The sequence below is a fragment of the Cerasibacillus quisquiliarum genome, from assembly GCF_014202495.1.
Taxonomy (GTDB): Bacteria; Bacillota; Bacilli; order Bacillales; family Amphibacillaceae; genus Cerasibacillus; species Cerasibacillus quisquiliarum.
Genome location: NZ_JACHHA010000006.1, coordinates 115,397 through 139,117, shown reverse-complemented (window position 1 = coordinate 139,117; position 23,721 = coordinate 115,397). Strand labels below are relative to the sequence as shown.

At 35.9% G+C, this 23,721-nt stretch carries 22 protein-coding genes, 1 tRNA gene and 1 rRNA gene; 1 reads left to right on the top strand and 23 read right to left on the bottom strand.

From position 1 onward, the window contains the following. From HNQ35_RS08915 to spoIIE, 15 genes are all read right to left on the bottom strand, one after another. Nucleotides 1-394: ribosomal RNA gene (locus tag HNQ35_RS08915) — 16S ribosomal RNA — on the bottom strand; the annotation flags it as partial. A gap of 509 nt (nucleotides 395-903) precedes the next feature. Beyond that, complete coding sequence (gene lysS, locus HNQ35_RS08910) at nucleotides 904-2,391, bottom strand: lysine--tRNA ligase (RefSeq protein WP_146937365.1); 1,488 nt, start codon at nucleotides 2,389-2,391, stop codon at nucleotides 904-906. A gap of 226 nt (nucleotides 2,392-2,617) precedes the next feature. Beyond that, nucleotides 2,618-3,607 carry a tRNA dihydrouridine synthase DusB gene (dusB, locus tag HNQ35_RS08905; protein ID WP_146937363.1) on the bottom strand — a complete coding sequence of 330 codons (990 nt, stop codon included), beginning with the start codon at nucleotides 3,605-3,607 and terminating at the stop codon, nucleotides 2,618-2,620. A 13-nt stretch (nucleotides 3,608-3,620) separates the two neighbouring features. Next, nucleotides 3,621-4,109 (bottom strand): 2-amino-4-hydroxy-6-hydroxymethyldihydropteridine diphosphokinase, encoded by a 489-nt coding sequence (gene folK, locus HNQ35_RS08900; protein ID WP_146937361.1) that lies wholly within the window; start codon nucleotides 4,107-4,109, stop codon nucleotides 3,621-3,623. Further along, on the bottom strand, nucleotides 4,106-4,471 hold the full coding sequence (gene folB / locus HNQ35_RS08895) for a dihydroneopterin aldolase (protein WP_146937359.1): 366 nt from the start codon (nucleotides 4,469-4,471) through the stop codon (nucleotides 4,106-4,108). The genes folK and folB overlap by 4 nt, the downstream gene beginning before the upstream one ends. Next, nucleotides 4,471-5,292 (bottom strand): dihydropteroate synthase, encoded by an 822-nt coding sequence (gene folP / locus HNQ35_RS08890; protein WP_146937357.1) that lies wholly within the window; start codon nucleotides 5,290-5,292, stop codon nucleotides 4,471-4,473. The genes folB and folP overlap by 1 nt, the downstream gene beginning before the upstream one ends. Before the next feature lie 134 nt (nucleotides 5,293-5,426). Then, nucleotides 5,427-6,350 (bottom strand): cysteine synthase A, encoded by a 924-nt coding sequence (gene cysK / locus HNQ35_RS08885; RefSeq protein WP_146937355.1) that lies wholly within the window; start codon nucleotides 6,348-6,350, stop codon nucleotides 5,427-5,429. A gap of 175 nt (nucleotides 6,351-6,525) precedes the next feature. Beyond that, complete coding sequence (hslO, locus tag HNQ35_RS08880; RefSeq protein ID WP_260173516.1) at nucleotides 6,526-7,407, bottom strand: Hsp33 family molecular chaperone HslO; 882 nt, start codon at nucleotides 7,405-7,407, stop codon at nucleotides 6,526-6,528. 4 nt (nucleotides 7,408-7,411) lie between these two features. Further along, complete coding sequence (locus HNQ35_RS08875; RefSeq protein ID WP_146937351.1) at nucleotides 7,412-8,194, bottom strand: type III pantothenate kinase; 783 nt, start codon at nucleotides 8,192-8,194, stop codon at nucleotides 7,412-7,414. A 139-nt stretch (nucleotides 8,195-8,333) separates the two neighbouring features. Next, on the bottom strand, nucleotides 8,334-10,373 hold the full coding sequence (gene ftsH, locus HNQ35_RS08870; RefSeq protein WP_146937349.1) for an ATP-dependent zinc metalloprotease FtsH: 2,040 nt from the start codon (nucleotides 10,371-10,373) through the stop codon (nucleotides 8,334-8,336). A 128-nt stretch (nucleotides 10,374-10,501) separates the two neighbouring features. After that, nucleotides 10,502-11,044, bottom strand: a complete 543-nt coding sequence (gene hpt / locus HNQ35_RS08865; protein ID WP_146937347.1) for a hypoxanthine phosphoribosyltransferase — start codon at nucleotides 11,042-11,044, stop codon at nucleotides 10,502-10,504. Between the two features lie 13 nt (nucleotides 11,045-11,057). Continuing rightward, the gene (gene tilS / locus HNQ35_RS08860; RefSeq protein ID WP_146937345.1) at nucleotides 11,058-12,443 is read right to left on the bottom strand and encodes a tRNA lysidine(34) synthetase TilS; all 1,386 of its coding nucleotides are present in this window, start codon (nucleotides 12,441-12,443) and stop codon (nucleotides 11,058-11,060) included. A 125-nt stretch (nucleotides 12,444-12,568) separates the two neighbouring features. Continuing rightward, a complete protein-coding gene (gene prkT, locus HNQ35_RS08855) occupies nucleotides 12,569-13,489 on the bottom strand; it encodes a serine/threonine protein kinase PrkT (RefSeq protein ID WP_146937343.1) in 921 nt (306 codons plus the stop codon). Continuing rightward, nucleotides 13,467-14,195 carry a vWA domain-containing protein gene (locus HNQ35_RS08850; RefSeq protein WP_146937341.1) on the bottom strand — a complete coding sequence of 243 codons (729 nt, stop codon included), beginning with the start codon at nucleotides 14,193-14,195 and terminating at the stop codon, nucleotides 13,467-13,469. The genes prkT and HNQ35_RS08850 overlap by 23 nt, the downstream gene beginning before the upstream one ends. A gap of 58 nt (nucleotides 14,196-14,253) precedes the next feature. Next, a complete protein-coding gene (spoIIE, locus tag HNQ35_RS08845) occupies nucleotides 14,254-16,704 on the bottom strand; it encodes a stage II sporulation protein E (RefSeq protein WP_146937339.1) in 2,451 nt (816 codons plus the stop codon). A 277-nt stretch (nucleotides 16,705-16,981) separates the two neighbouring features. Between spoIIE and HNQ35_RS08840 the strand changes: the two genes are divergently transcribed. Beyond that, a tRNA-Met gene (locus HNQ35_RS08840) sits at nucleotides 16,982-17,055 on the top strand. Between the two features lie 772 nt (nucleotides 17,056-17,827). On the opposite strand, the gene HNQ35_RS08835 is transcribed toward HNQ35_RS08840, so the two are convergent. From HNQ35_RS08835 to spoVT, 8 genes are all read right to left on the bottom strand, one after another. Continuing rightward, nucleotides 17,828-18,211 (bottom strand): S1 domain-containing RNA-binding protein, encoded by a 384-nt coding sequence (locus tag HNQ35_RS08835; RefSeq protein ID WP_146937337.1) that lies wholly within the window; start codon nucleotides 18,209-18,211, stop codon nucleotides 17,828-17,830. Nucleotides 18,212-18,305: 94 nt separating this feature from the next. Continuing rightward, on the bottom strand, nucleotides 18,306-18,686 hold the full coding sequence (locus HNQ35_RS08830; protein ID WP_146937335.1) for an FtsB family cell division protein: 381 nt from the start codon (nucleotides 18,684-18,686) through the stop codon (nucleotides 18,306-18,308). A gap of 3 nt (nucleotides 18,687-18,689) precedes the next feature. After that, nucleotides 18,690-19,289 carry a spore cortex biosynthesis protein YabQ gene (gene yabQ / locus HNQ35_RS08825; RefSeq protein ID WP_146937333.1) on the bottom strand — a complete coding sequence of 200 codons (600 nt, stop codon included), beginning with the start codon at nucleotides 19,287-19,289 and terminating at the stop codon, nucleotides 18,690-18,692. Next, nucleotides 19,286-19,588, bottom strand: a complete 303-nt coding sequence (gene yabP / locus HNQ35_RS08820) for a sporulation protein YabP (RefSeq protein WP_146937331.1) — start codon at nucleotides 19,586-19,588, stop codon at nucleotides 19,286-19,288. Before yabP ends, yabQ begins: the two co-directional genes overlap by 4 nt. A 58-nt stretch (nucleotides 19,589-19,646) precedes the next feature. Continuing rightward, nucleotides 19,647-19,907 (bottom strand): RNA-binding S4 domain-containing protein, encoded by a 261-nt coding sequence (locus HNQ35_RS08815; protein ID WP_146937329.1) that lies wholly within the window; start codon nucleotides 19,905-19,907, stop codon nucleotides 19,647-19,649. Continuing rightward, the gene (gene yabN / locus HNQ35_RS08810; RefSeq protein ID WP_146937327.1) at nucleotides 19,907-21,361 is read right to left on the bottom strand and encodes a bifunctional methyltransferase/pyrophosphohydrolase YabN; all 1,455 of its coding nucleotides are present in this window, start codon (nucleotides 21,359-21,361) and stop codon (nucleotides 19,907-19,909) included. Before yabN ends, HNQ35_RS08815 begins: the two co-directional genes overlap by 1 nt. Next, nucleotides 21,358-22,947: a putative polysaccharide biosynthesis protein gene (locus HNQ35_RS08805; protein WP_146937325.1), complete on the bottom strand. Its 1,590-nt coding sequence runs from the start codon at nucleotides 22,945-22,947 to the stop codon at nucleotides 21,358-21,360. Before HNQ35_RS08805 ends, yabN begins: the two co-directional genes overlap by 4 nt. Before the next feature lie 124 nt (nucleotides 22,948-23,071). Further along, nucleotides 23,072-23,605, bottom strand: a complete 534-nt coding sequence (gene spoVT / locus HNQ35_RS08800; RefSeq protein ID WP_146937323.1) for a stage V sporulation protein T — start codon at nucleotides 23,603-23,605, stop codon at nucleotides 23,072-23,074. Nucleotides 23,606-23,721 lie beyond the last annotated feature (116 nt).

The following is a 23,721-nucleotide window of genomic DNA, read 5'->3' as shown; positions in this document are numbered from 1 at the left end:
TGCGGAAGATTCCCTACTGCTGCCTCCCGTAGGAGTCTGGGCCGTGTCTCAGTCCCAGTGTGGCCGATCACCCTCTCAGGTCGGCTACGCATCGTCGCTTTGGTAGGCCATTACCCCACCAACTAGCTAATGCGCCGCAGGCCCATCTGTAAGTGATAGCTAAAAGCCATCTTTCATCTCTATCTCATGCGAGATAAAGTCTTATCCGGTATTAGCCCCGGTTTCCCGGAGTTATCCCAGTCTTACAGGCAGGTTGCCCACGTGTTACTCACCCATCCGCCGCTCGTTCCACAGATGTCATCCCGAAGGAATCTTTCTGCTTCCCGCGCTCGACTTGCATGTATTAGGCACGCCGCCAGCGTTCGTCCTGAGCCAAGATCAAACTCTCCAAAAAAGAGTTATTTTAAACGTATAAACGTTTATCTTAGCAATTTGATTAAAGAAAAACAGGGTTGTTTTTCTTGACATTACTGGTTGTTCTGTTCAGTTTTCAAAGTGCAATTTTCGTTGCCTTTAAACAACTTTTACATTATAACATATTTACATTGAGTATGTCAATATGTTTTTTAAAATGTTTCGCGCTTGAACAGCGACTTTATCATAATAACATGTTCAATGTTTTATGTCAACTAATTTTATAAAAGATTTTATAAAGTTGAATAAAATTGTTATTATGTTTTGCGCCAAACGTAACAGCACAACGATATTTAATTTATCATGTTTTTTCATAATAATCAAGTCTTTTTTAAAAAAACATTTTTTTGTCTAAGTATATCAAGAAACACGCTATTTTCTTTCATCTTTCAATATCATATGTGAATAATAAAAGACCTTTGACTTAATGACTAAGTTTAAAATCTATAATCAAGTAAGCAAAGGCCTTTATTTATAAGAGCAATAGATTTACTTTGTTCGCATTTGTGGAAATAACAGTACATCTCGGATTGATGGTGAATTAGTAAGTAACATTACTAATCGATCTACTCCTATCCCTAATCCGCCTGTAGGAGGCATGCCGTATTCTAATGCTTCTAAGAAATCCTCATCCATTAGATGTGCCTCATCATTTCCTTGCTCTCTTTCAGCTACTTGTGCCTCAAAACGTTTTCTTTGATCAATTGGATCATTTAGTTCACTGAAGGCATTTGCATGTTCTCTTCCTACGATAAATAATTCAAATCGATCGGTGAAGCGTTCGTCATCTTTATTCTTCTTAGCAAGTGGTGATATTTCAACTGGATGACCGTAAATGAAGGTAGGTTGAATAAGCTTTTCTTCTACTTTTTGTTCAAAAAATTCATTAACGATATGTCCATATGTCATCATATCAGTAATTTCTACACCGTGTTCTTTCGCCAACGCACGTGCCTCTTCATCGGTCATTTCTTTCCAAAAGTCAACTCCTACATACTCCTTAATCGCATCTACCATATGCAATCTCTTCCATTGAGGTGCTAAATCAATTTCATACTCGCCGTAAGTAATTGTTGTTGTACCTAACACTTCTTTTGCGATATGTGCGATCATATTCTCTGTTAACGCCATAATATCTTTATAATCCGCATAAGCTTCATATAATTCAATCATTGTAAATTCTGGATTATGTCTTGTTGACACGCCTTCATTACGGAATACACGGCCAATTTCATATACTTTTTCTAAGCCACCAACGATGAGACGTTTTAAGTGTAATTCAATAGCAATTCGCATATATAAATCGATATCTAATGCATTGTGATGTGTGACAAACGGACGTGCTGCTGCACCACCTGGAATGCTATGCATCATTGGTGTTTCTACTTCCAGAAATCCTTGCTCATTGAGATAATGACGCATAGATTGAATAATTTTACTACGTAAGATGAATGTTTGTTTACTATCGCTATTCATTATTAAATCTAAATAACGTTGACGGTAGCGTTGTTCAATATCTTTTAATCCATGATATTTTTCTGGTAATGGGCGTAGCGCCTTTGTTAGGAGTTCAAATTTAGTAACCTTAATAGATAACTCACCGACATTTGTTTTAAACATGACGCCAGTCACACCGATAATATCGCCTAAATCAATTGTTTTATATATATCATAGGCATCTTTTCCAATTTCATCTTGACGGACATAAATCTGTATTTGACCACTCGCATCTTGTATATGGGCAAAGCCAGCCTTTCCTTTTCCTCGCTTCGTCATTAAACGACCTGCTACAGTTACTTCTGTCTCATCTTCTTTAGCAGCTAGTTCTTCTTTCGTAAAGCGATCGTATAAAGCCTTTAACTCACTCGCTACATGTGTACGGGTATACTTCCCACCAAAAGGATCTAATCCGCTTTCGCGATGTGCTTCCATCTTTTCTAGCCGCACTTGCATCTGTTCTGTAAATTCTTCTGACATCTCTAATCACTCCATCATTATATTCCTCATAATCATAATTACTCGATAACTGTAACCTATCATTTCAGTCTTCTTCATTTATTAATCGTAAGAACGGCATGTAGTAATAGTATATAAGAGTTCATTTAATCTTTCATCTAATTGTATATGATAAGCCTTTTCATATAAACTTTCACTTTGTCTGTTCGTCTCATTGAAACGATAAAGTTCAGCAAATATTTAACTTTTAACTAGCTTGCATTTTTCTTTCCATTTCTTCAGCATACGCGTATAAAATGTCAACGAGAGCCTCTTTCGTATCAATTTCATTAATCTTTCTACGCACCCGGCCATTCCCTGGCATACCTTTTAAATACCATGCGGCGTGTTTACGCATTTCCATCATAGCAATTCTTTCGCCTTTGATTTTAATTAAACGATCAGCATGTAGGAGACAGACATCAACTTTTTCTCTTGGTGTTGGATCTGGAATTAGTTCACCAGTTTCCAAATATTTCACGGTTTTATATATGATCCAAGGATTTCCTAAAGCAGCACGACCTATCATTATCGCATCAACACCAGTCTCATCAAGACGTTGTTTAGCTATTTCAGGGCTATCGATATCGCCATTTCCTATAACCGGGATGTTAACCGCTTGTTTCACTTGTTTAATAATATCCCAGTCAGCACGACCTTCGTACATTTGTTTTCGCGTCCGACCGTGAACTGCCACGGCACTAGCACCTGCTGCTTCTACCGCCTTTGCATTGTCTACTGCATAAATATGGTCTTCATCCCAACCAGAGCGCATTTTTACTGTTACTGGTTTATCTACATGTTTGACAACATGAGAGACCATTTCATATATTTTATTTGGATCAAGTAACCATCTTGCACCCGCATCACATTTCGTTATTTTAGGAACAGGGCATCCCATATTGATGTCTATAATACTGGCATTAGTATGTTTATCTACAAATTGAGCGGCTTCTACAAGTGTATCCTGATCTCCACCAAAAATTTGCAAGCTCATTGGCATCTCGGCTTCATCGATGTAAAGCATTTGTAATGATTTTTTATCTTTATTAACAATTCCTTTATCGCTAACCATCTCTGCTGTCACTAATCCGGCACCAAACTCTTTAACTGTTAGTCTAAACGCATAATTAGATACGCCAGCCATAGGTGCAAGAACAACCTGGTTCGGTACCGTAATATTTCCTATCTTAAACATCTATAACCCTCCTCTATTGCTTCCATACTCTCACATCTTCTCGCTCTTGTTTCGGAAGTTTACTTAATAAATAATCAATCTTTTCTTCACCGACCTTCATGTAAGGTGCAATCTCAGCTAACGGAATCAACACAAACCCACGTTCATGCATGCGTGGATGTGGGACGGTTAATCGTTCTGTTTTTATGCTTTCTTCATTATACAATAAAATGTCAAGGTCAATCGTACGTGGTCCAAAACGAATCGTTCTCTCTCTACCTAATTTTTTTTCAATCGTTTGGCATATATCAAGCAACCGTTCTGGAGCAAGTGTTGTTTTAATTTCAACAACCATATTTAAAAAATCTGCTTGTTCTGTATAACCGACTGGGGCTGTTTCATATATACTTGACTGTTTCATAATGGTGATTGTCTTATTTTCCTGCAGTTTCTCTAACGCTTTATCTAAATGTGATTTCCGTGGTTCAATATTTGTCCCAAGACCTATATACGCACGATTCATCTTTCTCTCTCCCTATAGATTTCTACAGCTACAGAGTCATAATGACCTGGAATTGGTGGATCTGGTTTAATCACTTTAACCGTACAAGCTTGTAGACGTGAAAATGTCGCTAATAAATCTTGAGCAATCGATTCAGCAACAGCTTCTAGTAAATTTTTTGCTTCACCTTCTACAATCGTTTTGACTCGTTCAAAGACATGTCCGTAATGAATAGATGCGTGCATGTCATCTGTTTTACCGGCTTCTTTTAAATCAGTATATAAGATCACATCTACTAAAAAACGTTGCCCTAATTTATTCTCTTCTGGAAATAAACCATGATAACCATAAAATTGCATCGTTTTTAAAATAATTTTATCCATTAATTAAATCGCTCCCTTAACATCGCATCCATCACTTGTGACATCTGTTTATTCACTTTAACATTATGAACTCGAATCAACTGGGCGCCTTTTTGAATACCAAGACAAGTTGTTGCTCCTGTTCCATAATCACGTTCATGTGGTTCGACATCAAGAATTTTTCCGATAAATGATTTACGAGATGTGCCTAGCAAAATAGGATAACCGAAATCATGAAATTGTTCTAAACGATTCATTACCATTAAGTTATGTTCTGGCGTTTTCGCGAAACCGACACCTGGATCTAATATGATGTTCTTTTCATTTACACCGGCTTTTAATGCAATCGTAATACTTTCTTCTAAATCACGCTTCATATCATCTATAAGAGATGTATAATTCATATTTGTTCGGTTATGCATTAAGACGATAGGAACATTCATTTCACTCGCAACACAAGCCATGTCAGGGTCTCTTTTTGCTCCCCATACATCATTAATCATATCGGCACCAGCTTCAATCGCTCGCTTTGCTGTTTCTGCTTTATAAGTATCAATCGATATCGGAATATGAACATGTTCCTTAATTGCTTGAATCACCGGAATAACACGGTCAATTTCTTCTTCTATAGAAACGGGTTCATGATTAGGACGAGTTGATTCTCCACCAATATCAATGATGTCTGCCCCTTCTTTTTCTAATTTCTTCGCTTGCTGAACGGCAAGATCAATATCTGTATATTTACCACCATCTGAAAAGGAGTCAGGTGTGACGTTCAAAATCCCCATGATATGTGTCCTTTTATCTAAATCAAATGTAACAGACTTTGTATGCAACTTCATTTGCAATCGACCTCTCCATTATAATATAAACATTCAATCAAGCTGACTAAAAAATTTCTTTTTCTATCGTAACATACTTTTGCAGAAATAAAAAAGGACTAGTATTGATTGCCATTACTAGTCCTATGACTAAATTATTCTTCATCAAATTGATACAATGCCGTTGATAAATAACGCTCTCCGTTATCTGGTAAAATCGCTAACACTTTCTTACCTTTTCCTAATTTATTTGCAACAGATTTTGCTGCATGAATTGCAGCACCTGCTGAAATCCCGCCAAGAATACCGTTTGTTATAGCGGTTTCTCTTGCTGCTGTAAATGCCTCATCAGTTGATACCGTTATAATTTCATCATAAATAGATGTATCCAATGTATCTGGTACAAATCCCGCACCGAGACCTTGTAATTTATGTGGTCCGGGTGAACCTCCTGATAATACTGGGGAATCTTTTGGCTCAACTGCTATAATCTTTACTTCTGGAAAAGCTTGTTTTAACACTTTTCCAGCTCCTGAAATCGTACCACCTGTTCCGATTCCCGAAACAAAAGCATCTAGTCCATCAGGCATTTGTTCGACTATTTCTTTTCCAGTTGTGCGTTCATGAACTTTAGGGTTAGCCATATTCTTAAACTGCTGTGGCATAAAATATCCATGTTCTTCTCGTAATTGTTCGGCTTTCTCAATGGCACCTTTCATTCCTTGAGCACCCGGTGTTAAGACTAATTTCGCACCATATGCTCTTAATATATTTCGCCGTTCCTTACTCATCGTATCCGGCATAGTGACAATGAGCTCATAACCTTTAGCAGCAGCCACCATCGCCAATCCAATTCCAGTATTACCACTTGTTGGCTCAACAATTTTAGAGCCCTCTTTAAGTTCACCTGATTCCTCTGCTGCTTCAATCATCGCTAAGGCGATACGATCTTTAACCGAGCTTCCTGGATTCATATATTCAAGCTTCACGTAAATATCAGCACTATTTTCATCTGTTTGCCTTAATTTAACAACTGGAGTCCGACCAATTAATTCAGAAATATTATTCGTCACACGCATTTTAAATGCCTCCTCGTTTAATTCATAGTAATCTTATATGATTTATATATAAAGTATACAATGAATTGAAAAATGTCAATTAAAAACGTTTAATTGGGCGATATAATTGTATATATTTTATCATAACCATTTGCAGTTCAATAAAAACGAAAAAGCTCTAATTGTGCAAAAGCCTTTATTTGCTTTGCACAACTAGAGCTTCCAATTCTTCTTCAGTAAAATAATATGTTGTATTACAAAAATGACAAACTGTCTCCGCCCCATGATCTTCATCTATCATAGATTGAATTTCTTCTTTACCTAAACTAATAATCGCACGTTCAAAACGTTCTTTTGAGCATGTACATTTGAATTGAACTGGCATTTTTTCATGAATGTTTAATTTAACATCACCAAATAAACGTTCTAATATTTCTTCTGGTGTCGCTCCTTCACTAATCAAAATTGAAATAGATGGAAAAGAGGCCAATTGTTTCTCCAATTGTGTAATAACATCATCCGTTGCACCTGGCATCACTTGAATAATAAATCCCCCAGCTGCTAGAACGGAGTGGTCTGGATTAACGAGTACACCCGCTCCTACTGCAGATGGAATTTGTTCAGATGTAGCAAAATAATATGTGAAATCTTCACTTATTTCACCAGATACAATTGGAACTTGACCTGTAAAATAATCTTTTAATCCTAAATCTTTAATAACACTAACGGTTCCATTTGTACCGACGGCACGACGTACATCTAATTTCCCTTGCTCATTTAATTCAAAATCAACATGTGCGTTCAATACATATCCACGAACGTCACCTTTAGCATTCCCATCTGTTACAATAGCGCCAATTGGGCCATCACCTTCAACTTTAATAGTTAATTTATCATCACCTTTAAGCATAGCAGACATTAAAGCGGTTATAGTAAGTGTTCGACCTAGTGCAGCAGTTGTTGTTGCCCATGAATCTTGTTTTTTTCTAGCTTCTTCAACTAGTTCTGTTGACTGAATTGCATACGCACGTACCATCCCATCATATGCGGTAGCTTTAATTAAATAATCTTTATTCAACGCTCTATTCTCCTTTTTGTTGCATATTCTTGTAATAAATAACATTTAGTCCTTTTAAAGTAAGATGTGAATCAACGACATCAATCGAGTCAGATGTATGAGCCACAAGTGGTGCTAATCCACCTGTTGCAATCACCTTAGCGTCTATCTTTTTTGTTTCTTTTATACGTCTAACAATACCGTCGACCTGTGCGACATTTCCATAAAAGATACCTGACTGCATCGCTTCGACTGTTGAACGGCCAATTATATGTTGTGGCTTCTCTATTTCTATTTTCGGGAGTTTAGCTGCACGTCTATATAGTGCATCCATTGAAATATCAATCCCTGGAGCAATTAATCCTCCCTCATATTCTTCTAGTTCATTAATGTAACAATACGTCGTTGCAGTTCCAAAGTCGATAATAATAAGTGGTGCTTCATGCTCATCTAAAGCACCTACAGCGTTAACAACACGGTCAGCTCCTATCTCTTTTGGGTTTGGATAATTCGTTTTAAGAAAACATTGAACCGTATCCTTCCCAACAACGAGTGGTTCTATATCAAAATATATTATGCACATCTTTTCTAAAGCGAACATAATTGGTGGAACAACAGACGATATAATAACACCGGTAATATCAGAAAATGATAAACCCTTATATTCAAATAAGGATTTAATCAGCATCCCGAATTCATCCTCTGTTTTATAACGATCTGTTTTTATATGCCATTCGTATTTTAATTCATTGTCTTGAAAAACACCTAATACGGTATTTGTATTCCCTACATCCAAAACAAAAAGCATTCCATAATCCCTTCCTCAAGTAGCTCATTTTATGTATTTCTTTTTTAAATATACCATAATTCCATATTCAATAGAAAAATATACGATTAAAAAAGCAGTTTCCAATGTATTGGAAACTGCTCATATATGAACCGTTCTTTTATTCCTGTTTAGGCGGATTGGAATCTTTATTTTTTCCTTCTAATTCTTTAATTGTTTTAGAAAGCGTAGATTCATCTGCTGAACTCTCTTCAATTTCTTGCTTCAGCTTTTCATCAGACTTTTTCTTAATCTCTTCGTATGTTTCTGCATCTTCTTCTTTTGATTGAATGTTTACTTTCACATCATCAGAAGATTCAAGATCTGCATGTTCTGATTCTGGAAGCACACCATCTTCAAATAGCGACTTGATTTGTTTTGCGTCTAAAGTTTCAACTTCTAAGAGCGTTTGAGCAATTAATTCTAGTTGCTCTTTATGCTCAGTTAAAATTTGTTTTGCTCGATCATAACAGTGATTAATAATACCTTGAACCTCTTTATCAATTTCATGAGCAATCGCATCACTGTAGTTTTGATCACTTTGAATATCTCTACCTAAGAAGACTTCTCCACTGCCACCTGAGAATTGAGTAGCACCAATTTTATCACTCATTCCAAATTCAGTAACCATTTTACGAGCAATACCGGTTGCACGTTGGAAGTCATTAGAAGCACCTGTACTTACTTCGTTAAAAATAATTTCTTCAGCAACACGACCGCCTAATAATCCTGTAATTTTATCAAGTAATTCAGGTTTAGTCATAAAGTAGCGATCTTCTTTCGGCAACATGACTGCATAACCACCAGCTTGCCCACGTGGAACAATCGTCACTTTATGAACGACATCCGCATCATCTAAAACCATGCCGATAACAGTATGTCCACTTTCGTGATATGCTACAATATTACGTTCCTTTTCAGAAATGACACGACTTTTCTTAGCTGGACCAGCAATGACACGATCAATCGCTTCATCGACTTCAAGCATCGATATCTTCTTCTTATCTAAACGTGCAGCAACAAGAGCCGCTTCATTCAGTAAGTTTTCTAAATCAGCACCAGAAAATCCTGGTGTACGCATAGCAATCGTTTTTAAATCAACTGTTTCATCTAAAGGTTTATTACGTGCATGAACTTTTAGAACAGCTTCACGACCTTTAACATCTGGACGATTGACAGGGATTTGTCGATCGAATCGACCTGGACGTAATAAAGCAGGGTCTAAAATGTCTGGACGGTTCGTTGCAGCTAAAATGATAATGCCTTCATTTCCTTCAAACCCATCCATTTCAACGAGTAACTGGTTCAATGTCTGTTCACGTTCATCGTGACCGCCACCTAATCCAGCACCACGTTGGCGCCCAACCGCATCAATCTCATCAATAAAGATGATACATGGTGCATTCTTCTTCGCATTTTCAAACAAATCACGTACTCGTGATGCCCCAACCCCGACGAACATCTCTACGAAATCGGAACCACTAATGGTAAAGAATGGGACACCTGCTTCACCTGCTACGGCTTTTGCAAGTAATGTCTTACCTGTTCCTGGTGGTCCTACAAGTAACACACCTTTTGGAATTCTTGCACCTAGTTGTGAGAACTTACGTGGATCTTTTAGAAACTCAACAATTTCAACAAGTTCTTGCTTTTCTTCATCCGCTCCGGCAACATCTTTAAAGCGAACTTTTGATTTATCTTCACTAATCATCTTCGCTTTACTTTTACCGAAGTTCATCACACGGCCTCCGCCACCACCTTGGGCTTGACTGAGGATAAAAAAGAAAAACAATCCTAAAATTAAAAATGGAATAATCCCTGTAAGGAACGTAACCCAACCGCTAGGCCTTTCTTCCTCTTTAACTTTAATGACACTTTGAGCCATACCTTTTTCAGTAATTTCTTTAACAATATCTGTATTATCCGGCACCTGAGTGATAAAAGGTTTTTCATCCTTTACCATCATCCCAGTAATACGCATAATGCCGTGTGCTGGCTGCATCGTCATTTCTTTAATTTCGCCATTATCTAATGCTTGCATAAATTCCTTCACATGCAGTTCATCTGATTGGTCACCTTGATTATTAATGACGCCAATGACACCAATAACGACTAATAACAGGAGTAAATAAAAGAACGTATTCCGAAATATCCGGTTCATTGCCTACCTCCTCCCAAACGGGGAAAAACTATATTACATAGTATCATAGTGAAAACTTATATGACAACTAATTATACTTATTCCACATCATTTATTATATCATTTTTTTAGGACCTTATCGGTTTCATTTATCTATTATATATTTCTGGTTTTAATACGCCGATATAGGGTAAATTACGGTATTTTTCATCGTAATCTAAACCATAGCCGACAAGAAATTCATTCGGTACCTGAAATCCAACGATATCAGCTTTTATGTCAGCGATACGTCCTTCTGGCTTATCGATTAAAGTGACAATTTTAATGGATTTAGCTTTTCGATACTTAAACAAATCGACTAAATAACTAAGTGTCTGCCCGCTATCAATAATATCTTCAATAATTAATAAGTGGCGGCCTTCTACTTTCGTATCTAAATCTTTAATTATTTTCACTTCACCTGTAGAACGTATATTTTTTCCACCATAGCTAGATACGTCCATAAAATCCATTTCTAAATGTGTCTTAATATTTTTTAATAAATCAGCCATAAAAGGTAAAGCACCTTTTAGCACACCAATTGCAAGTGGGAATTTCCCATCATATTCTTCTGTTAGTTGTGCACCTATTTCCTTACATTTTTGTTGGATTTCTTCTTCTGTTATAAGTATTTCCTTAATTTCCTGGTCCAACAACAAGCCCTCCCTACACATCGCCTTTATACTTTAGTTGAACTAAAGATGTTCCATTAGATTTTAGATTGTTTTTCCTTAAACCGACTAACCATAATATGTGTCCGCGATTATCAGTGATGACTGGCCATGTATCTCTTTTTTCTAATGGAATTTTTTCATCAATGAAAATATCCTTTAGTTTTTTAGTCCCTTTTAACCCTTTCCACGTCATACGATCGCCCGCCTGCCTCGTTCGAATATGTAAAGGCAATTCTACAAGTTCTAATGCACATATATATGTAAACGTATCATTATCATTGAATTCTTCTGTAAACTGCGCGACAACTTCGCTTCCATCCGGTAAAACCACCCGATCTGGTACATTTAATGTTTTATGAACAGTCTCTCGTTTAGATTGTTCCTTTTCAAATAAAAAAGTAATAACTTGATACGTTCTTCTAATTTTCAATCGATTTGGGAAGTCGATTTCAGCATTACTTCTCACCCTTTTTAGCAAATCGAAAAAGTTCTGTTCGTGGATATATGATAAATTATCGGGTAGATGATGATATAGATAGTTTAATATTAGATGATAGGCACGTCTTTGTAAAGCGGTAGGATATGAAGTAAAATCATCCACTCTAAATATAGCTTTACGGTCTTTTTCATTAAATGAAACGACCGCTTGGACCATCTGTTCTGCCTGTTCCTTTAAATACGTCTCATCGTCAGCTAATGTTTCAGATAAATGTTGTACCGTTTGATGTATATTATTATTTTTAGACTTTAATAACGGAGCAATCGTTTTTCGTATGTAATTGCGTGTATAATCAACATCGTCATTGCTTGAATCCCATCTAGGGTGGAGATCATGTCTTTCACAATAATCTTCAATCTCTCGTTTCGTTAGACATAAAAAAGGACGAATAATCATTCCAGTCGCAAAGGGACGCTTCACAGGAATGCCTTGAAAGGCACTTGAATCTGCCGTTCGAATTAAGCGCATCACAAAGGTTTCAACCTGATCGTCACCATGGTGACCGAGCGCTAAAGCATCTGCACGTAAACTTTCCATCTGTTCACGGAAAAATTGATAACGAACCTTTCGAGAAGCGACTTGTGCATTTAATTGATGCTGTTTCTTAAAAGTGGGCACATCAAGAGAAGTTCCTATGAATGGAATATGCCATTGTTGACATATATTTTGAACAGATTCTAGATCCTTTTTACTTTCTTTTCCACGCCACTGATGATCGACAGAAAGTGCTGTCAGTTGAAGATTCCACGTATCTCTCATTTGCCACAAGTAATGTAATAAGGCTAAAGAATCAGCTCCACCTGATACGCCAACAAGAATATGACTCCCTTTTGTGAGCAAATGATGACGTTTAATAAACTGTGCTACTTTTTGTTCCATCTTCTGTCCATCTCCATCATTTTAGCGACTTTCTACTCTATAAGTATAACATAATCACTCTGTAAAAGCGTATCTTTTTCATGTTATTCTGATTCATATAACAACCAACTATTCAGTGAAAAAACTTAAGGCACAAAATAAATGGATGCTAAATATAATCCACCCGCAATCACACTTATACCAAGTGATTCCAACACGAAAGGCCATAATGCTTTGTTCGTATTTATTCGCCTCCTTTGTTGAATGTGATATAACAAAGCAAGCATGTCTTGTTTCATCAGAGAACTTGACGGATATTGACCTAAAAGTGCTTTTTTTAATATCGGTTCATAAAGGTTAAGCGCTTTTGTTTCAACAAGTTTCTTTAATAATGTCGTTTTAGCGTCTCTTCCTTTTGTCAGTTGTTTCTCATGAAAAACAGATAAAAAAACGATTACAAGAGCAAATAAATCATAACTTGGCTCAGCTTTTCTTGAGCCAAGCCCCCAATAACCACGGTCATAAATTTCTGTATATTCTTTTATAGAGCGCCCTATTCGCGTTGTTCCACCAACATCAATCCAGCGTAATTTAGGTGGATTATTTTCAACGATTAAGTTTTCAATTTTTAAATCACCGAGTACCCACCCTCGTTGATGAAGTTTTTCTAAATCATCGAGTAATTGAAGCATAAAGACTCCGATCCATTCTGTTCCATGATTTCTTATAAAGGAACGTAAATGATCTCCTTTAATATATTCCATCACATAAAACGTATACGTTGTCCCATCTTTGATTACAAAATCATCAACATCCATTAAAGAAGGCCCAAGACGATGTTCTTGGACCTTCTTTAATGATTTCAGTACATTAACTTCTGTCATAATCGATGAAACATGTTTACTAATTTTTAAAGCGACTTCTCTTCCACCTATATGACAGAGAAAAACCGTCCCTACTGCGCCACTTCCTAGTTTCCTTTTAATCGTATACCGATGGTGTTGCCATTTTCCGATGATTTTCTTTCCTGGTCGAAAAAACAATTCATGCTTCTTCCATAAAGTCATTCGATCTTATACCTCTTAATAACCTTTTCTTTCCAAATTGATAGATTGCTTCACGTAGTGCAGGCCCCGTTGGTGTCACACCACCACTTGTTAATTTAGGAAAGACTGTAGATACATCTTCTAACTTCGGTGACCAATTAAAAATACGTTCAATTGCTTTCTTTTTTCCGGGAAAGGTATACATGGCGAAACGGTTTTTACCAATACGTGCGTTTAAACTAATCGATAAATCTAGTAAGGATTCTTTAACCATCGGTAATTTGTTTGTCATACTCGCACTTGTGTCGATGAGTACGAGCACTTCTAAATCACATGTTTCACCGAGCTCTTCAACAACTTCCATAATCTCCCCGCGCTCTTTAGGAGGAAGGTCTTCCATCGTTTGCTTAGAGCCTAATATTTGTCTTAATTCACTATTAACAAATCCTTGTAATGTTTGTGTCATAGCTTGTTTTGTAACCATTTGTACTGTTTCTGGTAAGGCTTCTTTGTATACGATTTGACTCATCCCACCACCAGAAGCAGCAATACCCTCCACCTCTTTTAAACTAGATGTTTCTCTAGACTCTGTATCGTCTAAAATGCCTATTACATTAACCGTCAATCCTTGTTCATAGGCTAATGCTGCAACTGCAACAGGATCTTCTCCCTGATTCGAACAACCATCTGTAATAAGTAATATTTGCTTTAATGTCCCCATTTCCATCATTTACACCTCCGATAATCCACTAATAGCTTCGCCAAAAAATGGAAAACCTATACGCTTAAAAAACGTTTTCTTGCATGATAGGAACTGGAGACCATCTTGGAATATGTTTGTCCACTTTAGCGACAATTACAGTCATATCATCTTCAATAAGTCCATTTTGCGTACGGACAACTTCCTCTAGCAGTAAATCTGCAATTTCTTGTGGGTTATTCGTTTCCATCCCGATTAATGTCTGTTCGACCCACAAATCTTTGTCATATATATGTTTTGGTCCATCATAAATACCGTCACTCATCATAATAAGCATATCCCCTGCATAGAGCTGTTCACCAATCGTTTCAACTTCAAACTCTTGAATAATTCCCATCGGTAAATTTGCTGCTTCTAACTTAAGCATTTGATTGCCTCGTTTTATAAATGTAGGCGCGGAACCAATTTTTAAAAGGCGAACATAAGCATCGTGTAAATTAATAATAGCCAAATCAAGTGTTGCAAATATTTCATCTGTCGTTCTTAATGATAAAATCGAATTAATTGTTTTAATCGCCACTTTTTCTGTTATACCTGTCTCTAATATTTCATGAAGTAACCGTAATGATTCACTACTTTCTTCTTTCGCTCTCTTACCATTTCCCATACCATCGCTTATCGCTAAAGCATATTTCCCTTCACCAAGTTCTATTGTTGTATGACTATCACCTGAGATTAGCCCACCACCTTTTGCAGCATAAGCAATACCTGTCGTTACAGTGAATGAGCGTGCCGAACCAAATTTGATAAAAGATGATCCACCTGGAAATGGTGAAATATCTTCTTCTTTCACTTCGATTGTTTCATTAAGAATATCTGACAAAATAGGAGCAATGAGTTTAGCACCTTCCCCATGATAATTATGAAATGTGAGTGAAATCTCAATATCGATATTGCCTTTTTCTAAGCGAAAAATATCTAGCTTCTCGATTTCAAATCCCATCTGCTTTAATACCTGGTAGATTTTCTCTTCATATGTTTCGTGATGTTGACGTTCCTTCATAATTTCTACAGCAAAATCTTCCATCACTTCAGAAACGCCTTGTAATTGTTCCGCGACTAAACGTTTACTCTTCATCACTTGTTCCTTTAACTTACGGTTTGCTTCAAAATATGTGAGTTCCTCCTCTATCTTCTCAATGACTTTATTAGATTTTATACAATAATTTTCAAACTTCTTACGAATTCTTAAATGAGCATCTTTCTGATCCATATAACTGTTCTTTAACATGTCCATTAAAGAATATGTCTCATCAAACTGATTTTGCCAACAGCGTTTTTTCATAAAGCAAAGCTGACATGTTTTTTCTGTGACACGACTTAAGAAAAAGTCTGTTTCTCGCTTCATTTCTTGATTTTCATCGTATGTTGATTGTTCTGTTAAAAAACTTTTTGACAAAGCCGAAAATACATGAGAAAATTCCTCAACTCTTTTAGCTGTAATATGGCGTACTTTTTGTAAATATTGTTCCTGCTCGTGTGTATATTCTTCTGTACCTGGTATATACCGGGAAATTTGTTTAATCCAGCTAGCTGGTGTGATGAAAAAAAGAATTATAGCAAATGACGATTCCCATAAAAACAGAATAAAATGATTTGTTTCACCATAAATACCAACAAGCAAAGTCCCAATCATCAATCCGATGGCTACACCTAATTTTCTACCTTCTTTAAGCAGGCCGCCTAATAATCCTGCAAATGCTAATAGTCCAATTTGATAAATATTTGCAATATGAGCTAAAGATAGAATAAGCCCAGTTACAACGCCAACGGTTGAACCAATTGCAGCTCCCCCAATAAATGCGAGTAGCATGACTAAATAACGAGAAAATATCTGATCAATATGGACGCCATTAACTTCCCAACCAATCATGCCTGTTAATATTGAAGCGAGCAAAATCATTAAGCAGACAATCTCCTCATTATTGAGCGTAAGTTTATAACGTTTTGATAATAATAACGGAATGCTTTGCATAAATATTAAAACAAGAACCATGCTTAAAAAACCTTCAATTCCGAGTAATAGCCATTCATAGGATGTCAACTTGTCAGCTAATGAATATAAAAAGAGACGTGAGGCACTTGTAGAGAGAAAAGCAAATATTGGGATTTGCACATGTTGATATGATTCCTTTTGGAAAAATCCTGATAGAAGTAAGAAAACGACCATTGCTAAACCGATGTGGATACCCTGTGTAAATGATACGGTAAATCCTCCCACGAGCATAGCAATAAATGTTTTTAATAGTCTCTTTTGTCGCAACAATGAAATCGTTGCTAGAAAAGCAACTGAAAATGGTGAGGCAACAGATAATATAATCGCTCGTCCTAAGAGAAAACCGATTATATATAAAATCCAGCCTCTTTCAATTAACAAATCTTTCATTCGCTTTAAAAATGCTTGACGAAGTGTATTGAACTTCGTTTTTCCCTCATTTAATCCTTTTGTTTGCACATGTGGCATTGTTTCCATCATTCTTGTCCCCTCCCTTAAAAGCTATTAAACCATATATTTTCTGTATATTTTGTCAAATTGATAGAGCTAACCTAAAAAAAGTTTCGACTCCTTTCTAGTCATTTATATCGTTTTTCTACATTTCTGCTTATTTCTAGTAAAAAGACTCTTTTTTATAGCAAAATTTTTTTGGTTATTTTTGTCGCAATGTCGGTATTTGCTTCTATCATTTCATTTTTTATAAATCTATTGACAGATAGGTAACGTTATTGTATTATTATTTCTGTTGACTTTATTTGGCGGCGTAGCTCAGCTGGCGAGAGCGTACGGTTCATACCCGTAAGGTCGTGGGTTCGATCCCCTCCGCCGCTATCATAAAAGAGGCTGGGACAAAACCTCTGAAAGATAAAAAACGCATGAAATCAAAGTTTTAAATTTGATTTTATGCGTTTTCTATTTTTGTTTACTTTTTCCTTATGTCCCAACCTCCTTCTCCTAATAATGACTGTATTGAATCATGAGTAGAGTGAGCTAGGCTTTGTTTATATAGTGAAGAGACACTACAAACTATTGTCGGGTATTATTCGCTCACGTTTAAACTTTTGGATAAAATCATGTGAAGTAGAGAGAGCTACTCTCCATGGTTTTAAAGATTTATGCGGAACCATGTGGAGTGGGGCTATCTACTCTCCATGGATTTAAAGAGTTGCGCGTAACCATGGGGGGGTAGAGAAATTTACTCGTTTCCAATTTCGATTTTTTGTATTTTATCATCTAATAGAATATAACAACTATAATGAGCTTGATTTTTGATTTATAAAGGCTAATTTGTCACTCTCTCGATTTTCGCTCAGTGGAAAATCGAGAGAATGGTTAGAATTTACAAGAATGGAATTACATCGTCTAAATTCAAAATCATTATTATAACAATCCGAAACAAAAAAAATTGCGAAAACAACATTTCAATGTTGATTCCGCAATTTTTCTTAATTAAGACTAGTTTTGTCTCAGTCTCTTTGTTTACACTAATACAAAAAAGCAGGGCTATATATTTATATAACGCCTGCTATAAAAGCTTTACCTTATTTATTTATATATAATATGAGCTAGAGCATCTAAAGCATCTTATAATAGACAGCAACTGCTATCCCCTTTTAGCACCTCGACCTCCACGTCTGGACTCTGTGTGCTTCTTTAAAGAGGCTAGACGGTCTTCTGAATCCTTTAGAAAGCGACTCAATTTCGCTTCAAATGATTCAACGCGTTCCCTTGAATTTTTTTGACGTCGTGGTTTATCTTGAGCTTTTTTAATAGATAAACCGATTTTGCCATCTTTTTGGACATTAATTACTTTTACCTTCACTTCATCTCCCACACTTAAGTGATCATTAATGTCTTTTACATACTTATCGGCAACCTCACTAATATGGACAAGACCTGTTTTACCTTCTGACAGCTCAACAAAAGCACCAAAATTAGTGATTCCTGTTACCTTTCCTTGCAGCTTGCTGCCTACTTCAATTGACATAAAAGAAATGCTCCTCCTTAGATTTTTTAAAAATATATCATACCGTTTATATAGAACGGTCTATATATAGTATAGCCAACAAAATGAAAAGGTGTCAATTAGATGGGTCATCTTCATCGTGTGTAAAGATAATTTCACCTTTTTTTGAGAAGAAATAGTTCGTACGAGCTAAGTCTAATAAATATTCTTCATCATTTAATAACTGAATTTCCTCTTTTAAACTATTTTCCTGCTTTTTCAACGTTTTCAACTCATTTTGTAATTGATCGTATTGTTCTACTTTAGCTTGTCTTAAATCACGCTGACTGAAATGGTAAGTAGTCATGGATCCAATGATAAGAAATACAATCATCGCTAAAAGAATTAAACGCGTTTTTAATCGTTTCTTTTTTCTTCTAAGTCTTTCTTGTTGAATCTCATATTGATGTATGTAATGAGATTTAATTTTTGTAACGTTTTTCTTTTCTTTTAACATGAACTACTTCCTCCTTCTCACAAAAAAATCTCTCGCCTTAATATATATATATTCTATCTTACTATAAAATCCTGCTTTTTTGTGTAAATATTTAAAAATTCTTTGTGGCAAAAGAGAATAGATATGTTTCATAAGCCATTTTACAGGTACTAATAACATTTTAAAGAGTGGCTTTAGGAGGAAAGTCACGATTTGTACTACCATTCCAATAATAGCTAAACAAAGGCTTAGTAGAAATACAATAGGTTTTATAAAAAACCATTTAATGAACAAACCGATAAAATTAAAAATCGCTACGACTAAACGGATTATTTTTGCTAATATTCGCTTATATAGAGAAGCAACAAGCGCCTGATAAGTAGCAAAACCTAATAAACAAGCTAAAAAAATATAAAGGCGAAGTTCACCAAAATTTACTAGAAATAACAATGTATATAGGATAAGCGTTTGTGATACCCAAAATAAGATTTCCATCACATAATTTAACCATCTGTAATTAACCCAATGGCTTGCAAAATAAAGGTACGTATCACGAGCCATCCCTAAATAGATGCCACCAGCGATCATCGTTAACATCGTTATAAATTGCACATGAAGTGTCATCGGAATAGCTTGCTAAAGATGCCTTTAGCCTTCCCTTGTCCTTCATCATCTAAATAAGTAAGTTCATATATTTTTCCCTTAATTGAAACAATCCCCTCGGTGACATCAAGATTTTTTAATTGCAAATGCTGACCACGAATGACTAAATAACCCATAACCGTTTGCAATAAAAACTCCTCATTATCAAAACTATCAACTTCTTTGACACCGGTAATTTCCAATATTTTACGTTGATTTAATTTTACGATATGTTCTTTTTCCGTATGATGATTGCGAATCTCTTTATGATATCTATTCATCGTCCTATCCTCCTTTATCACTATTACCTTATGAGGATTGGGACAAGGATAGAACTATTTATTCTGAGATTTTTTCTTCTTGAATCACACGATACATTGACTCAGCTTCAGACTTTTTAACATTTTCCTTTATATCAAGCACTTCTATTGTTACGATTTTCTGACCAAATTGGATAGATAATTTATCTCCTATGACGACTCGTGATGCCGCTTTTGCTTGATTACCGTTAATGGTTACACGTCCTTGATCAGCTATCTCTTTTGCTAACGTACGGCGCTTTATGATTCGTGATAACTTTAGAAATTTATCCAAACGCATCAAGATAACTCCTTTCGCTTTGCTTCATCCCAATACGTATCCATTTCATCTAGTGAAACATGGGCGATACTTTTTCCCTGTTCAGAGAGTTTCTTTTCAATATATGAAAAGCGTAACATAAACTTTTCATTCGCTCGGTTTAAGGCTATTTCTGGATGAATATGATAATACCTTGCTAGATTAACTAGAACGAAAAACACATCACCAAATTCTTTCTCTATCTCGACTTTATCATCTGCTTCGATGGCTTCTTTTACCTCTTCTAGTTCCTCTAATAATTTTCTCCATACATCGTTTACATTCTTCCAAGTAAAACCGACTTTACTAGCCTTTTTCTGTATACTATATGACTTTAATAATGCCGGCATTTGTTTCGGAATACCGTCTAAAATAGACTTCCGGTCTTTTTTTCCTGATTCTTTTTGCTTTAACTGCTCCCATTTTTTTGTTAAATCACTCATACTCTCTATCATATTGTCACCAAAAACATGCGGGTGTCGATAAATCATCTTATTTGTCAGCGTACCAATGACATCATCAATTGTAAAATAGCCAGCATCTTCTCCTATTTGACTATGGAGCATAACTTGTAGCAATAAATCACCGAGTTCTTCAACGATTAATTCGTCGTCTTCTAAATGAATTGCTTCTATGAGTTCATAAACCTCTTCTAACGCATATTCTCTTAATGATTCATGAGTTTGCTTTCGATCCCACGGACAACCATTTGGTCCACGTAAAGTTTGAATCACTTCTTTTAGGCGGTAGAAATGATGATTCAATTCATAAGATTGTACAGGTGGTACATATACACTTATCAAGTTACTTTGTATAAATGAATGATCTAGCGTTTCTAAAGCGACCGTTTCAATCCTTTCTCGCTCACTACCAGCTGCATCAATAATTGTCACTGGATAATGTGGTGGTAAATCTTCCAATAATGCTATTTTCACATCTGAAGCAATAAACTGATCATAAACCTGACAAAAAATTAAATGACTCCGATAATCAAGTTGGCGCCGTTCAAAAGACGTTCCATCAATAAATTGAAATCCATCAATTGGATCAATTTTTAATGAAGTAAATAAATCATCAAGATAACTTTGTCCTCCTAAGACAGTAACCTCATACTCTGTTTGCTGTAACAAGAGTTGAACAGTCTTTTCAGCTAACATCGGATGTCCTGGGACAGCATAAATAAGCGATTCGTTTTTAACACGTTGTAATAATGTATCCGTAATTTGTTCATAAACGACTTGAAAATCTGTCGCTTTCTTGTATAGGTCATCAAATGAAATAAATTGAACCCCTTCATTAGCTAATGTTGCGATAACAGGATGTTCTAATGTACGTACATATATCGGCTTTTTACTACTAATTAACTTTCTATATATCCCAAGTGGAAGCTGATCTATATCGCCCGCTCCTAAACCAAGCACTTCTATTTTATTCATGATTTATCTCTCCTTTCTTTGTCTTTTTCCCTAAACAATCTTGGTAAAATAGGTATCAAATCAAGTTCTTCTTTGGAAAATACGTTTAATTTCATAAGGATAAATATATAAATACTTGCTCCACAAAAAACGATCAATAAAGTAATGAAAAGGAGTGAAAGTCTATTTATGCTTGTAGCATTCGGTAAAAGCCACTTCATCGCAAATAAAAAAGCCGCCATCGAAGCACTTGCTAATAGCAAGGCGTATCCGTTAATTCCTTGTAATACTTTTAATTTAGGCAGTCGGCGTTTCAGCTGCCATACTAAGAGCACGCATAAAATAAACAAACTACAAACAGTAGCCATCGCACTTCCAATTGTTCCCCACAACGGGACAAGCCATTGATTCATCCACCATTTCACTAAAAAAAGGAGACCAATCAAATAAGCAATCATATGAACTGAACCTATACTTTGTAAAATAGTAGCAGATGTAATCGCCAATGAACTTAATAACACACTAATTGACAAAATTTGTAAAGTCGTATCTCCCTGACTGTCTTTAAATAATAAAACATTAATCTCTGGAAAAATAATTAATAAACCAATCATCGCTCCTGTTGCTAAGTATAGACTAAATGATAAAGCTTTCGATATCGCTTGATATAATTCATCGCTTAGATCCTTTTGCTTTGATAACGAAGGAATGAGTGCCAATGCAAATGAAGAACCTAAAACCGCTCCTAATTGAATGAATGGATAACCCCGATCAAAGACACCTTTCTCCATTCGTGCTTCATCAGGAGATAAACCATATGCCATTAGACTAGGAACAAGTGTTAAAGAATCAGCAACTTGAACAATTAATAACATCATATGTATAAATGAAGCGACAATCCCAAAAACAAATACGGTTTTCACATATACCTTCCATGGTATCTTGTAATAGCTATTAAAAGTTGGTTTATATTTAAATAAAAATCCAACTAAAACAACGCTCGCACTAAGGAAACCAAGATATGAAGCACTGTTGGCAGCCATTCCGATGAAGTATATATCCTTACCATATAAAGCAATATAAACGCTTGCTAATATAATCATTCCTACACGAACAAGCTGTTCGCTCACTTGTGAGATGGCTGTCGGTAACATCATATTTTGTGCCTGAAATCCACCACGTATGACTGCGATTAAAGGGATGAATAAGAAAGTAAATGCAGTCATGCGATAAATTCCTGCTAATTTCATATCGCCAACGACTTGAGCAAACGTTGATGCCCCAGAGAAAAAAATAATAAATATAAAACCATTCATAAAGATAAGAATCACAAATAACGGTAGGTAAAATTGACGTACACTTAACGGCTTACCCTCTGCTTGTAAATCGGCACCAATTTTTGAAATAGCTGATGGAAATCCGTATAAACCTAATATCATCGCCATCCCTAAAATAGGATAAATCTGTTGATATATATAAAACCCAAAATCCCCAGTTAAGTTTTGTAAAGGAATACGATATCCTGCACTAAGCACTTTACTAATAATCCCAGCAAAAGTTAAGACCATCGCTCCTTTAACAAGGGTACTTATTTGTTTTTTATCCATATAAGACGCCTTTCTTTGAATATGGAATCATTATAACATAGGGGATTTAAAGCAGTCATAATTTCCATAAAATAAAATGGACAAAATCAATCGATAATGTTGATTTTGTCCACCTATTATATAACTATTCCATTTGCTTTGCTAAAAAACTAGCTGCTGTTTCAACGACCTTTTGTTCCACATCGGTTAGCCGGTCGTCCTCAGTTGTAAACATGACAACACTCCCGATTGGATCACCATTCGCCACAATCGGACTGCATATATAAGCTAGTTCCTCTTCTTTGCCTTGAACGATTTCAAATGGTTTCACACGGTTTTCGACATGTTGGACACGGTTTTCAATCACTTGTTCAATATCCGAACCTATGTTTTTATTTAAGTATTCTTTTTTAGATTCTCCTGCAATAGCTATAATTTCATCACGGTCACTAATGAATACCGGAATATGGAGAGAATCAAAAAGAGCTTCCGCATATTCTTCAGCAAAAGTGCCTAATTCATTAATCGGTGAGTATTTCTTTAAAATCACTTCGCCTTCTCGATCAATAAAGATTTCTAACGGGTCACCCTCACGAATCCGCAATGTTCTCCTTATTTCTTTCGGTATGACAACTCTTCCTAAATCATCAATACGGCGTACAATACCCGTTGCTTTCATTCCATGGAGCCTCACTTTCTACGTAAAATAATAATAAAACCTTGTCTTTCTCTCGAACAGAAAATACCATTCGTGTTAATTATTATTAAACATATTGTGAGAACTATTCACGAAAA

Coding starts and splice junctions, on each gene's coding strand:
- lysS (WP_146937365.1), bottom strand. CDS start 2,391: ATGTCAGAAGAATTTACAGAACAGATGCAAGTGCGGCTAGAAAAGATG.
- dusB (WP_146937363.1), bottom strand. CDS start 3,607: ATGTTTAAGATAGGAAATATTACGGTACCGAACCAGGTTGTTCTTGCA.
- folK (WP_146937361.1), bottom strand. CDS start 4,109: ATGAATCGTGCGTATATAGGTCTTGGGACAAATATTGAACCACGGAAA.
- folB (WP_146937359.1), bottom strand. CDS start 4,471: ATGGATAAAATTATTTTAAAAACGATGCAATTTTATGGTTATCATGGT.
- folP (WP_146937357.1), bottom strand. CDS start 5,292: ATGAAGTTGCATACAAAGTCTGTTACATTTGATTTAGATAAAAGGACA.
- cysK (WP_146937355.1), bottom strand. CDS start 6,350: ATGCGTGTGACGAATAATATTTCTGAATTAATTGGTCGGACTCCAGTT.
- HNQ35_RS08875 (WP_146937351.1), bottom strand. CDS start 8,194: ATGCTTTTTGTTTTGGATGTAGGGAATACAAATACCGTATTAGGTGTT.
- ftsH (WP_146937349.1), bottom strand. CDS start 10,373: ATGAACCGGATATTTCGGAATACGTTCTTTTATTTACTCCTGTTATTA.
- tilS (WP_146937345.1), bottom strand. CDS start 12,443: ATGGAACAAAAAGTAGCACAGTTTATTAAACGTCATCATTTGCTCACA.
- prkT (WP_146937343.1), bottom strand. CDS start 13,489: ATGACTTTATGGAAGAAGCATGAATTGTTTTTTCGACCAGGAAAGAAA.
- HNQ35_RS08850 (WP_146937341.1), bottom strand. CDS start 14,195: ATGGAAATGGGGACATTAAAGCAAATATTACTTATTACAGATGGTTGT.
- spoIIE (WP_146937339.1), bottom strand. CDS start 16,704: ATGATGGAAACAATGCCACATGTGCAAACAAAAGGATTAAATGAGGGA.
- HNQ35_RS08835 (WP_146937337.1), bottom strand. CDS start 18,211: ATGTCAATTGAAGTAGGCAGCAAGCTGCAAGGAAAGGTAACAGGAATC.
- HNQ35_RS08830 (WP_146937335.1), bottom strand. CDS start 18,686: ATGTTAAAAGAAAAGAAAAACGTTACAAAAATTAAATCTCATTACATA.
- yabQ (WP_146937333.1), bottom strand. CDS start 19,289: ATGACACTTCATGTGCAATTTATAACGATGTTAACGATGATCGCTGGT.
- yabP (WP_146937331.1), bottom strand. CDS start 19,588: ATGAATAGATATCATAAAGAGATTCGCAATCATCATACGGAAAAAGAA.
- HNQ35_RS08815 (WP_146937329.1), bottom strand. CDS start 19,907: ATGCGTTTGGATAAATTTCTAAAGTTATCACGAATCATAAAGCGCCGT.
- yabN (WP_146937327.1), bottom strand. CDS start 21,361: ATGAATAAAATAGAAGTGCTTGGTTTAGGAGCGGGCGATATAGATCAG.
- HNQ35_RS08805 (WP_146937325.1), bottom strand. CDS start 22,947: ATGGATAAAAAACAAATAAGTACCCTTGTTAAAGGAGCGATGGTCTTA.
- spoVT (WP_146937323.1), bottom strand. CDS start 23,605: ATGAAAGCAACGGGTATTGTACGCCGTATTGATGATTTAGGAAGAGTT.